The 13,336-nt window shown below is 37.0% G+C and carries 13 protein-coding genes and 2 pseudogenes; 10 read left to right on the top strand and 5 right to left on the bottom strand.

Annotated features, from left to right (window positions below):
* Positions 1-678, bottom strand: a 678-nt coding sequence (locus KSK37_RS13820) for a transposase (RefSeq protein WP_217202106.1), incomplete at its 3' end; no start/stop codon positions are given.
* 266 nt (positions 679-944) lie between these two features.
* On the opposite strand from KSK37_RS13820, the gene KSK37_RS13825 reads away from it, so the two are divergent.
* Positions 945-1,544: a hypothetical protein gene (locus tag KSK37_RS13825; RefSeq protein ID WP_217202107.1), complete on the top strand. Its 600-nt coding sequence runs from the start codon at positions 945-947 to the stop codon at positions 1,542-1,544.
* A gap of 248 nt (positions 1,545-1,792) precedes the next feature.
* Here KSK37_RS13825 and KSK37_RS13830 read toward each other — a convergent pair.
* Both KSK37_RS13830 and KSK37_RS13835 read right to left on the bottom strand, forming a co-directional pair.
* Positions 1,793-2,898, bottom strand: a pseudogene (locus tag KSK37_RS13830) (IS91 family transposase).
* The gene (locus tag KSK37_RS13835; RefSeq protein ID WP_246566631.1) at positions 2,882-3,823 is read right to left on the bottom strand and encodes a tyrosine-type recombinase/integrase; all 942 of its coding nucleotides are present in this window, start codon (positions 3,821-3,823) and stop codon (positions 2,882-2,884) included. The pseudogene KSK37_RS13830 and the gene KSK37_RS13835 overlap by 17 nt, the downstream one beginning before the upstream one ends.
* A gap of 567 nt (positions 3,824-4,390) precedes the next feature.
* Between KSK37_RS13835 and KSK37_RS14100 the strand changes: the two genes are divergently transcribed.
* From KSK37_RS14100 to KSK37_RS13865, 7 genes are all read left to right on the top strand, one after another.
* Entirely contained in the window at positions 4,391-5,218 is an 828-nt protein-coding gene (locus tag KSK37_RS14100; protein WP_246566633.1) for an IS110 family transposase, read from the top strand.
* 9 nt (positions 5,219-5,227) lie between these two features.
* Positions 5,228-5,746 (top strand): transposase, encoded by a 519-nt coding sequence (locus KSK37_RS14105; protein ID WP_246566636.1) that lies wholly within the window; start codon positions 5,228-5,230, stop codon positions 5,744-5,746.
* A gap of 55 nt (positions 5,747-5,801) precedes the next feature.
* Positions 5,802-6,587, top strand: a complete 786-nt coding sequence (locus KSK37_RS13845; protein ID WP_217202108.1) for a GLPGLI family protein — start codon at positions 5,802-5,804, stop codon at positions 6,585-6,587.
* A 693-nt stretch (positions 6,588-7,280) separates the two neighbouring features.
* Positions 7,281-7,526 (top strand): AbrB/MazE/SpoVT family DNA-binding domain-containing protein, encoded by a 246-nt coding sequence (locus tag KSK37_RS13850; RefSeq protein WP_217202109.1) that lies wholly within the window; start codon positions 7,281-7,283, stop codon positions 7,524-7,526.
* Positions 7,517-7,840, top strand: a complete 324-nt coding sequence (locus KSK37_RS13855; RefSeq protein WP_217202110.1) for a type II toxin-antitoxin system PemK/MazF family toxin — start codon at positions 7,517-7,519, stop codon at positions 7,838-7,840. Before KSK37_RS13850 ends, KSK37_RS13855 begins: the two co-directional genes overlap by 10 nt.
* Positions 7,841-8,270: 430 nt before the next feature.
* Entirely contained in the window at positions 8,271-8,591 is a 321-nt protein-coding gene (locus tag KSK37_RS13860; protein WP_217202111.1) for a hypothetical protein, read from the top strand.
* Positions 8,592-8,755: 164 nt separating this feature from the next.
* Positions 8,756-9,391, top strand: coding sequence for an energy transducer TonB (locus tag KSK37_RS13865; RefSeq protein ID WP_217202112.1), 636 nt, complete (start codon positions 8,756-8,758; stop codon positions 9,389-9,391).
* A 247-nt stretch (positions 9,392-9,638) separates the two neighbouring features.
* Here KSK37_RS13865 and KSK37_RS13870 read toward each other — a convergent pair.
* Together KSK37_RS13870 and KSK37_RS13875 are read right to left on the bottom strand one after the other, a co-directional pair.
* Positions 9,639-9,926, bottom strand: a pseudogene (locus tag KSK37_RS13870) (transposase); the annotation flags it as partial.
* A gap of 206 nt (positions 9,927-10,132) precedes the next feature.
* The gene (locus tag KSK37_RS13875) at positions 10,133-10,303 is read right to left on the bottom strand and encodes a hypothetical protein (protein WP_217200727.1); all 171 of its coding nucleotides are present in this window, start codon (positions 10,301-10,303) and stop codon (positions 10,133-10,135) included.
* A gap of 877 nt (positions 10,304-11,180) precedes the next feature.
* Here KSK37_RS13875 and KSK37_RS13880 point away from each other — a divergent pair.
* Positions 11,181-11,576 (top strand): hypothetical protein, encoded by a 396-nt coding sequence (locus KSK37_RS13880; RefSeq protein WP_217202113.1) that lies wholly within the window; start codon positions 11,181-11,183, stop codon positions 11,574-11,576.
* Positions 11,577-12,636: 1,060 nt separating this feature from the next.
* Positions 12,637-13,197 carry a hypothetical protein gene (locus KSK37_RS13885; protein ID WP_217202114.1) on the top strand — a complete coding sequence of 187 codons (561 nt, stop codon included), beginning with the start codon at positions 12,637-12,639 and terminating at the stop codon, positions 13,195-13,197.
* Positions 13,198-13,336 lie beyond the last annotated feature (139 nt).

Below are 13,336 nucleotides of genomic sequence, written 5' to 3' on the forward strand. Positions count from 1 at the left end.
GTGGTTGCTCAGGTATTTCGGGCGGATCGTATTGCCATCTTCGTCTTTTCTATCGCTTTTGTTGTTGCCGGGCATTCCTTTGTAGGCTTCTTCTTTCCAGGCGTGATGACGGTCTACAAGCTTTTTCCTTTGGGTGGTTACTTTAAATTCACTGTTTTCTTCCAGTTCATCCACAAAGGCAGAAGCATCTTCCAGAACTTCTTTTTCCACCAAAGAATCCATACTTGCATTGGCTTTGATGAAGGCTGAGTCTACTGCCTGCCGTTTGCCACGAACCATGCCCTTCTCCACACACAGCGAAAGTACTTTCCTGAAGAGTTCCAGAAAAAGTTCTTCGCCAAACAGCTGTCTCGTACGGCTCAGGGTGGAATGCCAGGGAAGGTCTTCATCGAGGTCATAGCCCAGAAAAAGACGTACATCCAGACTGTTGCTGCAGTAGCGAAGCAAAGCCCGGTCGCTGTTGATATTGTTGAGATAGCCAACTAAAAGAACTTTAAAGAAAACCACCGGATCGATGCTGGCCTGGCCTTCTTTCCCGTAATAGTCTCTTGTGGTACGGTAGAGGAAATCCAATGGAAGTTCGGCCTGGAGTTTCCTGTAAAAATTATCTTCCGGTACCAGTGCATCGAGACTGAGCTGGTAGAAGATTTTCGGTGTGTATTTTTTCTTTCCCTGCATAGGCTAATTTAAGGAAATGAATCAAACTATGCAACTGATTATCAATTATTTAATGAATGTTTTTATGGTTTTTTCACTCATGCAGGAATTTGTAATTTATTAGTATATTTGGTTGTGCAACAGGCACAAAGTATTTCTGTTAGCGGGTTTGAAGTTTACCTCATAAAGATTTTCGCTAATTGTTCTTTTTGTTATATTTACAAAAACCAGTTATAATAATCCCCGCCAACAGAAATACCCACCCGTTATCTGCAATGCTACCAAAAATGCGTATCAATCTGAAACTACATATTTTAAATTTAGTGATTCTTCTATTACTACTAATTTCGTGCAATAAAAAATCAGAAAATCTAAATCATCAAAATCAATCTAAAATTGAAAATGAAATTTCAGAAAAAATAATTTATGATTTTGTTAATGAAATCCTTTCACAAAATGGAACTTCAGAATTTTGCAAAAATGTAATGGATAGAAAAACTTTTATTGCGATAAATGGAGATAGTATTTTTATTGAAAAATTTAAAAATGAATTCAATGAAAATGATTTGGAATTTATGCGAAACCAATATTTAACTGCAAACAAATTTATTTGGAAGAATGAACTGAAAAATAGGCAAATTATTAAATTGGACACAACAATAAATAATGATATATCTAGAGAACAGTTTTGGAATAAAACTTTAGAAAAATATGGATGCATAAGTTATGTTGATAAACCAATTTTCAACAAAGAAAAAAATATTGCAATTATCGAAATAGGATATAATTGTGGCTTTTTATGTGGAGCTGGAGCAACATACATTTACAAATTAAATGAAAATAAAAAATGGATATTATTTAAAACCATTGATAATTGGGTAAGTTAAAAGCACTGCAGATAATAACTAAGCTTTCGTTGGGCTTAAAAAGCCAACAATGAAAGTCCGTTGAACGGAAGCTCCGGTAGCTTTTCAGCAGCATTTTGGTCCTCTTATGGGGATGTCGTTTTTAGAATTTAGAGATACAAAGCAGTTTTTCAGAAGGACTGCTTTATGTGTGGCATTTGGTAGCCTTTGGAAGTGGTTTTCTGCGGTTTTTCTTCGCTGCAAAATACAGTTTCCCTTACCCACAAAATTTATTTCGCAGAGAAAGGTTGGGTGACGAAAAGAAAGTCCTGCGGCGGACCGCGCTGCCCGAAAACAGCGATGGCAAACAGGTTTCCTTCTTTACAACACCGGCATTTATTGAGCAAAGTCTTGGGTTTTGCTTCCGGAACCCGGATGTTTAAATCTGACTGTAAATTTTGCAGCTTCCCACGCTTCCAGCTGCTGCTTAAAATACCGTAATGCCGGATCCGCACAAACCTTTGGGCAGGATATGAAGACTGAAGCGCCTGATAAACTCCACATGGGATAAAGTCATTTCTTTTTTTTCGCCGCCTTTCCGGTAATCTTTGTAGCCAAAACGGACCTGCTGATCCGTCACTTCTTTGATGCGGTGGTTGCTGATGGCGACTTTGTGGGTGTATCTGCCTAAATATTCAATCACCTGTTTCGGGCCACCAAAAGGGCGTTTTGCATAGACGACCCAATTTTTGGAGAATAAGGCATTCATCAACGCTCCATCACCGTTTCCTGAAGCCCGAAGCAGCGCCACAAACTTGACTCTGAACACTTTGCTCATCGCTTTTACACAGAAGAGATATTTATCCGTCCTTACTTTCTTTTTCCATTTCCCCTGTTTATTGATTCCACCACCCGGAACAATGCAGTGCAAATGCGGATGCAGACTTAAATTCTGTCCCCAGGTGTGTAAAATGGCAATCATTCCCAGTTGGATTCCTTCGGTGTTACCGAACTGGTTTAAAGTCGCCCACGCTGCTTCGAACAGGGTTTTGTAAATGAGTGTGGGATTTGCGATTGCCAAACCGTTCAGTTCTTCGGGAAGCGTAAAAACCACGTGGTAATAACTGCAGGGTAATAAATCCTGCTCGCGCTTCTGGATCCATTCTTCCTTTTTATGTCCCTGACATTGCGGGCAGTGCCGGTTCCGGCAGGAATTGTAACTGATGGAAAGGTTTCCGCAGCCGTCACACGCATCGATATGACCACCCAGAGCAGAAGTACGGCAATACGACAAAGCCCGCAGAGTTTTTTCCTGATGAACCGTAAAATTCTGAGCCGATAAATTGATTTTGCGAAGAACTTCGGCTACACTTCCGCCTTTACTTCGGGCTTCCATTTTTGCGGCATAAAGCGAAAACGGTATCCAAAGGGCTGTGCGGTTTTTGCTCCGACAGTTGACAGACATGGAGGTATTCCATGGTCGATTCAATTCTTTCATGGCCCAGAAGTTTCTGAACCATGATGATCGGAACACCATCTTCCAGCAAATGCGTGGCATAACTGTGGCGCAAAGTATGGGTGTGGACTTCTTTGGTGATGCCGGCTTTTTTTGAGATGGTTTTGATGACCCACTGCACGCCGCGCTGGCTGTAGCGGGAATCAAAGCCTGTACTTTTAGGAGTAAGAATGTCAATCTCTTCAATATTCCTGTTATGATTCCCATTGAATAAATACTGAACCGGATTCTCAACTTTAATAAAGGTTTTCAGTCCCCGAATTAAATGCTCGGACAAAGGCACATAACGGTCTTTCCGGCCTTTCCCCTGCACGATATGCAGCATCCTGCGGTCAAAATCCAGATGCTGAAGTTCGATATTTCTTACTTCCATACAGCGCAGTCCGCAGCCGTAGATGAGCCCGATGAGCAGTTTGTGCTTCAGCAACTGGGCAGTTTGCAGCATGCGCCAAACTTCCTGCCGGCTTAAAACAGTCGGCAGTTTATTTACTTTTGGAATAGCGGGAAGATGTAGAAAACTATAAGGCAAGCCTTCGGTCTTCAGCAGGAACCGCAGTCCGTAAACGGTGTGTTTGAAATAGGACTGAGAAGGGGTTTGGCTTCGTTGCTGGAGTTCAAACAAGTAATCTTTCACCTGTTCAGGATCCAGTTCCGTAGGCAATGTTTTGAAGTGCAGCGCCAGGGCTGCCACATGCCGGGAATAATTATCAAAGGTTCTGGGGCTCCTGCCCAGGATGGAAATATTTCTTTCGAAACGTTGCAGGAGTTCGGCAAAACCGTTAACTTCGCTCGAAGCACGGTTCAAAATTTTGTTCGTTCTTAAATCCTCCGGAGATTTTTTTTTGTAGCCATAGTAAATGTTTTGATTGTTAAAAAAACAAAATTACTAAAACGGCGAATCGAAAAAGCTACCGGAGGTTTAGTTCAACACGGTATTTCTATTAGCGGGGTTGAAGTTTACAGCATAAAGATTTTCGCTTATTGTTCATTTGGTTATATTTACAAAGATTAGTTATAAAAATCCCCGCCAACAGAAATACCCAACCGTTATCGGCAATTCCCCTACTCGAAAACGAAGTTGTTTTTAGCCGCTAACGGAGCGTGTGACGATTTCAAAAATTCAATATTCTAAATCCATTATTTCTTACCTTAGTACTTGCTCCTTGAAAAGACCGGTTTAAGCAATGGTGTTTAAAAAACCCGTCTGCAATTCAGGTAAGATTGCACAATAGTCTTTGGTAGTAATACTTCGGACGGTGTTAGTTTTTAATGGTGAGTCCGCCCAAAAGCAGATATCCCGATCAGAATAATTTCAAATTTAGCAAAGTGCAGTCCTTGGAGTTTTTATTGGTTTAATTTAAAAGATTAAGACATGGAAACTAAGAAGCAGATTTCGCTCGAAGTGGTAAATTCCAATGCCTGTGGAATTGACATTGGAAGTCGCAGCCATTGGGCAGCTGTAGGGCAAAATGCCGAGGATGTAAAAGAATTTGGGGTGTACAGCCAGGATCAACTCGAGATGTGTAATTGGCTACACTCGAAAGGTGTTACCTCCATTGCAATGGAATCCACAGGAACTTACTGGCAAAACCTGTTTTCCACTTTGGTGGGCCAGGGTTTTGAGGTGATTTTGGTGAATGGCAGACAAACCAAAAACATTAAAGGAAAAAAGACCGACATTAAAGATTGTCAGTGGATTCAGAAACTGCATTCCCTGGGGCTTTTGAGTGCCAGTTTTTTGCCAGATTCGGACACGGACACTGTAAGGACCTATTCCAGACACCGGCAGAACCTGCTGAAGCAATCCGCATCAGGCATCAGGAGAATTCAAAAATACCTTCGGCTGATGAATATGCGGCTGGAAGTGGTGGTGAGGGATGTAGTTGGCCTTACGGGATCCTCCATTATTGAAGCTTTTTTAAATGGTGAGCATCAGGGTGAGGAATTGGCAAAACTCCGTCATTATAATTGCCGGAAATCAGAGGAAGAAATTGCAAAAGCCCTGCAATTTAACGGCCGCAAAGATTATCTTTTTGCTTTGCAACAGGAGTGGAACTCCTACAAACACCTTCAACAGCAAATCGCTGATACAGATTTGCAAATTGATCAACTGCTGAAAGAATTAATCAACAAAGACGACCATAAAAAACAGCATACCATTGAAAAAAAAAGCACAAGCGAAAAAATAAAAATGCGGTAAGCCAAACGGATGGATCTAATTGCTTATCAATACTTTGAAGGTGTAGATTTGATGGCTATTGAAGGAGTAAGTGAGGGATTGATTATGACCCTTATTGCTGAAATCGGATTAGACGGCATTAGAAAATTCCCCACTGCGAAACAATTCACGGCCTGGCTCAGGCTTGCGCCAAACAACAAGATAAGTGGTGGCAAAGTGCTGTCCAACCACATCCCGAAAGGAAGTTCAAGGCTCAAAATTGCTTTTCGAAATACGGCCAATGCCATTGGCAATCTCAAGGAAGGCTGGCTGGCAGATTTTTTCAAAAGACTGAACTACAAAAAAGGAAGAGCAACGGCAGTCTCTGCACTGGCTCGTAAACTCGCCGTCATCATCTGGAACATGCTTGTAAAGGGTCAAAGCTACCAACCACCTTCACCCTACCTTTTCCTTGACGAGAAAAGAAAAATTGCTGCAGCCAAAAGAATTCAAAAACAAATCACTAAATTTGGATTGACTGACAGGGATATTGAAATCGCAAAATGTTGATTATCAATATTTAAATTTAACGTTAGTCAGAATTTTAAACAAACACTCTTCACAAATGAAATTTATTGTTTTTTTTCTTGGAATTTCTACCTTTTGCTTCTCACAAAAATTTAGTTTTATTTACGAAACAAAATACAAACTGGATATAGAAAATCCAGATGATATTAATTCCAAGAAGATGATTTTGGATTTAAAAAATAATATTTCAATCTTTAGAGATTCACTAGACAAAAAAAACGATTCAATAAAGTTTAATAATGGAAACGGAAGGTATAATATGGGTGTTGAAAACAAATTCTATGTCAAAAAGAATCTTGCTCAAAAAAGAATTGAAAAAGTAATAACCTATTTGGGAACAGATTATCTTCTTCCAATTGAGGAAAACTTAAATTGGAAAATAACTTCCGAACAAAAAATGATTGGAAAATATAAATCTCAAAAAGCAGAAACAAATTATGGAGGAAGAAACTGGATTGGTTGGTTTACAACAGAATTACCTTTTACTGATGGTCCATATATTTTCAATGGTTTACCTGGGTTGATTGTTTCTATTCAAGATTCAAACAATGAATATTCATTTAATTTGGTAGAAGTCAAAAAAGGCGGGAATATTTTTGACGTACGCACAAAAACAGTGAAAATTGATTGGAAAAAATATGAGTCGCTTGCAAAATCATATTTTAATGATCCATTTGATATCAATTCAAAAGGTTGGAAGAACGCTACATTTACCGACCCGAAAGGTAATACAGTGAATATTTCTATTAAGAATAAAGAGATGCAAAATATTATTTTACAAGAAAATAATCCAATTGAGTTAAATCATAAAATAAACTACTAATAAAAACTTCTGCTGCTAACTAAGCTTTAGTTTCACTCTATTCGGCTGAGCTGAGGGTCGTTTTGTCGGCCTCAGGGTAGACTCCAGCTCCAGTCGTTTTTCAGCAACATTTTTGTAGCCGATTGTACAAGAAAAATTGCTTCAGGCAAAAGTTGAGCGAATATTGAGTTGTCATCTAGGTTTTTTGATTAGTGACATTTCATGCAAATATTAAATTTTTCATATTTTCAGCCTTCAGAAATTAAAGCTAAAATTTTAATAAATATGATATACATAATCTTTTTAATCTTTTATGTGATAAGGACTCTATGTATTTATTATTTAATGAATTCTCAAGTTAAGAATTTAAGAAAAGTTAATGTCATTTCTATTATTGGAATTTTTATATTAGTTCCTATTCCATATTACTTGTTATCTATATTTTTCAACGAGAGGACATATTCGGGATTACTAAACTCCATTTATACATTCTTTACAGATATTATTCTTTTTTTATTTTTTCTTTTTTTTACTTTATATAAAAATAGAAAAATGAAATAAACTATTGATCAATGTGACACTACAGCATCAGTAACTACAATACCTTTTATAATTTGAGAGTTATACGCCATTGACGGCGTGCGTAGAAAACCTTGGGTAAATTTGGAAGTATTAAAAAAAGTAATAACTTTGTGGTTACAAAAAAATACGGCTATGGATATTTCTGTAATACCAATTGGGAACTCAAAAGGAATTCGTTTATCGAAAACCTTACTTGAAAAATATAATATCACAGATAAAGTTGAACTTATTCTGGAGAAAGGTTATATCATTTTAAAACCTAAATCTGAGCCGCGAACCGGGTGGGAAAAAGCTTTTAAAAAAATGCACGAAAACGGCGATGACAACTTGCTGATCCACGATGCTTTCGATGACGAAAATCTTGAAGAATGGATTTAAGACAATATCAAATCGTTTTAGTAAATCTTGATCCAACAATGGGAAGTGAAATGAAGAAAACCCGTCCATGTGTTGTGATTTCACCAAATGAAATGAATAAATATCTCAATACAATTGTTATAGCCCCTATGACAAGTAGTTCAAAACCATATCCAACCAGGATCGAAGTAAATCATGACAGGAAAACCGGTTGGATTGTGCTAGATCAAATTCGAACTGTCGACAGGCGAAGAATTATTAAAGTGTTAGGCAATTTATCTGAAAAAGAATTCCAAAAAGTTAAGGAAGTTCTGCGAGAAACATTTGTAGATTAAATTTCGACGGCAGATAACAGCGGTAACCGCTGCACCACCTCAAATTTCATCATCAAGTTCTGAAACTCAATAAAAAACGACGCCGATCTCCTAAGTCTCCCGACTTTGGAGTTTTATTTTGCCGATACATTTTTTATAAGAAAAGAGTCGGCCTCAGGCAGTTCAATTAGAGTGCATCCTAGAGATGCTCCGAAGTGAGGACACTCCGGAGAGCAAGGGTGATTAACTGATAGCTACTTCTTAATAATCCTTCAAGGCTTCATAAGCCTTGAAGGATTTGTTACCCATCATAAAGATTTTTGCTAATCGTTCTTTTCGTTATATTTACAACAACCAGTTATACTAAGTCCCGCCAACAGAAATACCCAACCGTTACCGGTAATTTCATAAACTCCGAACTAACCAAGAAAAAATCTTTCCGTAGAAAAAAATGAAAAACTTTACACTTTGGCTGGAATTTGAAGCCGTTGACCCAAATAATTGGAATGTGGAAAATGATTGCTGCAATATACATATTGAACTAGATAACGGAAAGCAGTATGGACTTAATGTTTGGACGTATAAATTTTTACAAACCGCGGCTGACATGGACAAAAAAAATGGAGAAAATTTAAATGGATTGTATCAGGTTCCACCAGATCTATTCGTTAAAGAGTTAACAAGAGAATGCATTGAAAAAAGTATTCAAGATTTATTAAAAACTGGTGATTTAGAAAAAGTACTAAATCAAAGTATTGTCTCTAAGCCCTAGAAACTACCGGTAACACCGCATTTACGCAAAAGATAGTATTTAGTAAGTTGAACTTTTATTCAAACCAAGAAAGTCATAAATTAGCAGAGAGAACTCTGCTCCTATTTCCGCTTCTGTGCAAATGCAAGAAACGTTATCTGCAACACTTAAACAAACTGTATAATATGAAACAAAAAATTATAATTTCAATATTTTTCCTGAATTTCACATTGATCTTTGCGCAAGTTGAAGAAATCAGAAAAATTGACAATATTTATGATAAAAAAACTAAAGAAATAAAAGAGGTAAATAAACGAGCAAAAAAATATTTACCAATTTTATCTGAACTTAACAAGGAGAGAATTGCTGAATATGACAAAATCTTGAAGCCTTATTATTTGAAAGATAGCACCGAATTCACCGATCACCAAAATGAGTTCATGGAAAAAATCGAAAAATTTGAAAATGGCGAAAAAGTAGAAGGCGTTTTGAAAAACCAGATTCCAGAAAAAACAAAAAATCTTGATTATAAAAATGGAGGCATTGGAGGTTTTAGAAATGAAATTGGAAAGTTTGTAATAATTGAAAATTTACCATTTTTCTATAATTATAATGGAATTCCTTTACGTTCTGAATTAAAATTTACGATTGACAAAGAGGGTCTTATCAAAAATGTAACGGCAGTCGGCGATAATGAAGCTTTCAACACATTAGTAAAAGTAGCATTATATAAAACTAGTGGAAATTGGATTCCGTCAGAAATTAACGGACGTAAAGTTAATGACCAATTAAGATTTCCTATAAATTTCCAAGTCAACTGAAAAGTGCTGCAGATAATAACTAAGCTTTCGTTTTGTCTGAAAGACAAGAAATGAAAGCCCGTTGAACGGAAGCTCCGGTGGCTTTTCTCCAATATTGGTTCTTCTATGGAGTTATCGTTTTTAGAATTTAGATACACAAAGCAGTTTTTCAGAAGGACTGCTTTATTTGTGGCATTTGGTAGCCTTTGGAAGTGGTTTTCTGCGGTTTTTCTTCGCTGCAAAACACAGTTTCCCTTACCCGCAAAGCTTATTTCGCAGAGAAAGGTTGGGTGACGAAAAGAAAGTCCTGCGGCGAACCGCGCTGCCCGAAAACAGCGATGGCAAACAGGTTTCCTTCTTTACAACACCGGCATTTATTGAGTAAAGTTTTCGGTTTTGCTTCCGGAATCCGGATGTTTAAATCTGACTGTAAACTCTGCAGTTTCCCACGCTTCCAACTGCTGCTTAAAATACCGTAATGCCGGATCCGCACAAACCTTTTGGGCAGGATGTGCAGACTGAAGCGCCTGATAAACTCCACATTTGGTAAAGTCATCCCCCCGCTGCGCAAAGTCTCCTGACTTTGAGCCCATCCGTAAAGTCTGACTTCGTCGAATCTTCGATTTCCCGACTTTAAGCAATTTAAAAATCCTCCGCTGCCGGCCCCAATATTTTAAACATCATTAAACATCCTAAACACTTCTATATCATCCAAAAGCCCTTTTTCTCTCTGCTGCGCAAAGTCAGGAGACTTTGAGCAATTTAAAAATCCTCCTCTTCATCATTATTGGATTTCCAGAACTCATTCCTGCCCCAAACATCAATGACAGGGTTATCTGCGATTTCAATGTCGGTTAGTCCCTTCCCAAAAGAATAATTTGAAGCGGAAGAATACAGGTATTGATTTCCTTTTTCCACAATTCCGGCACGCACGGGGTGGCGTATTAGTCCTGGATTTTATACTGTAGGTGCAAAGTCAGAGCTTTACAAGCGTGCGCAAAGTCAGGAGACTTTGCGCAGCGGGGACTTTTTTATCCACAAGCTTTTAATTTAGGAGTTTTAACCTGCCTAAAGTTGTTTTATGAATTGGCCGTTATTATCGAATGAACCACTATAAAAAGATTCCACTGTTCCTTTGTCTGCTACTACTGACGTATAGCGAACACGAATAGTCCATGAATCTTCGTGCTTGGCAGCCATAACATGAATGATTCTGAAAGTGCTAGGCGTTGTCGAAATCATTTTTGCTTTCAAGACAGCGTTATTAATCATTTGATCAAATTTACTGTAATCAAATTCGCTGGCAGTTTTATAATCCCCGTAAACCCATAAATTTGTATTTACTTCTTCACCTTGTCCGTATTTCAGGATGATATTCTTTTTAATATTAAATCCTCCACCGTGTTCTGTACCAGTTCTGATTTAGTAAAATACTGTCCGAAGGCTACAGATGATATAAGCAATAAAAGGAAGGAAAGATTTTTCATGTCAAACTAATTTTTTGGAGAGCGATTACTTTTGCCTTAAATTCAAGGGTGTGTAAATATAGAAAGAATTCTGAAGAGCCAAAGGAAGAATCAAAAGTAAAGAATTTCTACAAATTATTTTATCCTTTACCTGTTGATTAAATCAGTCAGATCAGGCGAATTTTCACAAATAATTATGGTTCTTTTCGGATCTTTTTTATGAGCACCGATTATGAAAAATATTTTTATATTTACGATAACATTCCATAATTATAGTTGACTTGCAGTCCCGACTTTATAGAAGCGAATTGTTAAAATAACTATTAATCTTAAAATTTTGTATAATGAAACAAATCCTATTTTTGGTCATTCTTGCTTTTTCTACCTTTTTATCTGCTCAGACAAATGATTGGAAATTTGTTGGCAAAGATGAAGATCAAATGTCATATTATTATAAAATAAATGCCAACGGTACCGGTTCCATCAAAAAATATTCAACAGAAAAAAAAATTATTGCCTATGTCGGAGGGGAAAACAAGTATTTACCCGGGTATTATGTGGAAACCTATAAATTTGATTGTGCTAACAGGAAGATTAATTTGCTTCTAACCTTTGCCTATAGCGATAAGGATAAGATGTTAGAGGAAATTACATCAACCTCAAAGGACGATCTTTTGCTAAAACAAGGTGATGCCGATACAATATACGGTGCTTTCCTAAAGGCATTCTGTACAAATTGATAAATGATATACTCAAAAAAGCGAGAAGCAAAAATCTTTAAACCTCCGTTTACTTTACTCTTACTCATATTATTACATTTCTTTCTGTTTTTTACAATTTAAAAATTAAATTTTATAGATAACAATGTCGGTCACACACGAGGTGGTGTAATAGTCCTGGATTTTATATTGTGGGTGCAAAGTCAGCAGCTTTACAAGCGTGCTCAAAGTCAGGAGACATTGCGCAGCGGGGGGGGCAGACCTGCGCTATATTCAGGAGCTATGGGGCATAACAGCAGCACAACTACAGAAATCTATACGCATGTGAGCACAAAAAATCTGCAGCATATAAAGAGTCCTTTTCATGATTTATAAAGAAAAAAAATATATCTTAGGAGACAGAAATAATGTCTCACGACTTTCAGACCAATCCCTACAAAGTATGTGGTATATGTCTGACGAAGTAGGACATATATAAAAGTTGTGCGCAATTGCTCGCCCCCGTTATCTGATAAATAGGATTAAAAATTCAACCTGGAAACGGAAAGAGTTAAGGGATGTAAAAGAGGATCTTTTTCGTCAAGCCTTGCAAAGTTGGATTTGCTGAAAGTTTACTTTCAAAGCGGAGCCGCTTAAAAGGCTTGCCAAAGTTATAAGAAAAAATTGATAAAGTCAAGTTTTTTATTATGTAACTGACTTAACTCTAAAGTGTTGCAGGAATTTTAACGCTGAGATTTTATAAAGCTGCGCCTATCATTACGGTCTGATAGGAGACAATTTTCTAAAATCATTTATCCGGATTCCGAAGTCGGCAACTGTAAACTGTTTTTGTTATCTTAGCAGAGAAACAAGCAACAGCGCACAACAAGTGATAGGCGCCATTGCAAGCAACGGCGCCTATCACCAACCGTTATCTGCAATTCCCCTACTCGAAAACGAAGTTGTTTTTAGCCGCTAACGATAAAATTTTCCTTATTTTTGATAATCAAATAGAAAAATAAAATTTATAAATGTTTGATTATCAACATTATAAATTAACGTTAGTCAGAATTGCAAAATAATGCTTATAAAATTTAAAGAGATGAAAAAAATTAAACTTAACTTATTATTAAATTTTTTTCCATTATTTCTATTTTTTACTTCTTGCACTCCAACTTCAAATCTGACAAATGGAACAAAAGTTATTTCTAAAGAATTCAAAAACATAAATAAATTCGACAAAACTTCCTTAAAAAATATTGACACTAACTATTTTTATGAAATAGTAGATTCCTACATGGCAGATATTAACTTCAGCAAAATTAGGGACGTTGGCGAAGATGTTCCGCGTAAAATTCAGTTCTATAAAAATGGACGAGTAAGATTCTTCAGTTTTGGGATAGAGGATGCTAATCCTCTAAATGCGGGTACACGAGGAATTATTTACAAGAACAACAATTCAATTCGAATCGATTTTACTAATGCCGATCAGGACGGTACTTTATTTGTGGGAACATATCAGGTTAAAATAGAAAATGACAAAATTTATTTATTAGAACTTGCAGGAACATTTTTGTTCAAACCTTCTGAATATATTTGTTATGAATATAAAAAATCAAATAAAATACCAGAAAATTGGAAAGAATATTCATCCGAATGGTAAGACAACTGCAGATAATAACTAAGCTTTCGTTGGGCTTAAAAAGCCAACAATGAAAGTCCGTTGAACGGAAGCTCCGGTAGCTTTTCAGCAGCATTTTGGTCCTCTTATGGGGATATCGTTTTTAGAATTTAGAGATACA

Origin of the sequence: Kaistella soli (assembly GCF_019038595.1) — a bacterium.
Classification (GTDB): Bacteria; Bacteroidota; Bacteroidia; order Flavobacteriales; family Weeksellaceae; genus Kaistella; species Kaistella soli.

Bases quoted from the DNA above. Each gene is read 5' to 3' on its own strand.
- KSK37_RS13865 (WP_217202112.1), top strand. From the start codon at position 8,756: ATGAAACAAAAAATTATAATTTCAATATTTTTCCTGAATTTCACATTG.
- KSK37_RS13885 (WP_217202114.1), top strand. From the start codon at position 12,637: ATGAAAAAAATTAAACTTAACTTATTATTAAATTTTTTTCCATTATTT.
- KSK37_RS13845 (WP_217202108.1), top strand. From the start codon at position 5,802: ATGAAATTTATTGTTTTTTTTCTTGGAATTTCTACCTTTTGCTTCTCA.
- KSK37_RS13860 (WP_217202111.1), top strand. From the start codon at position 8,271: ATGAAAAACTTTACACTTTGGCTGGAATTTGAAGCCGTTGACCCAAAT.
- KSK37_RS14105 (WP_246566636.1), top strand. From the start codon at position 5,228: ATGGATCTAATTGCTTATCAATACTTTGAAGGTGTAGATTTGATGGCT.
- KSK37_RS13880 (WP_217202113.1), top strand. From the start codon at position 11,181: ATGAAACAAATCCTATTTTTGGTCATTCTTGCTTTTTCTACCTTTTTA.
- KSK37_RS13850 (WP_217202109.1), top strand. From the start codon at position 7,281: ATGGATATTTCTGTAATACCAATTGGGAACTCAAAAGGAATTCGTTTA.
- KSK37_RS13855 (WP_217202110.1), top strand. From the start codon at position 7,517: ATGGATTTAAGACAATATCAAATCGTTTTAGTAAATCTTGATCCAACA.
- KSK37_RS14100 (WP_246566633.1), top strand. From the start codon at position 4,391: ATGGAAACTAAGAAGCAGATTTCGCTCGAAGTGGTAAATTCCAATGCC.
- KSK37_RS13825 (WP_217202107.1), top strand. From the start codon at position 945: ATGCGTATCAATCTGAAACTACATATTTTAAATTTAGTGATTCTTCTA.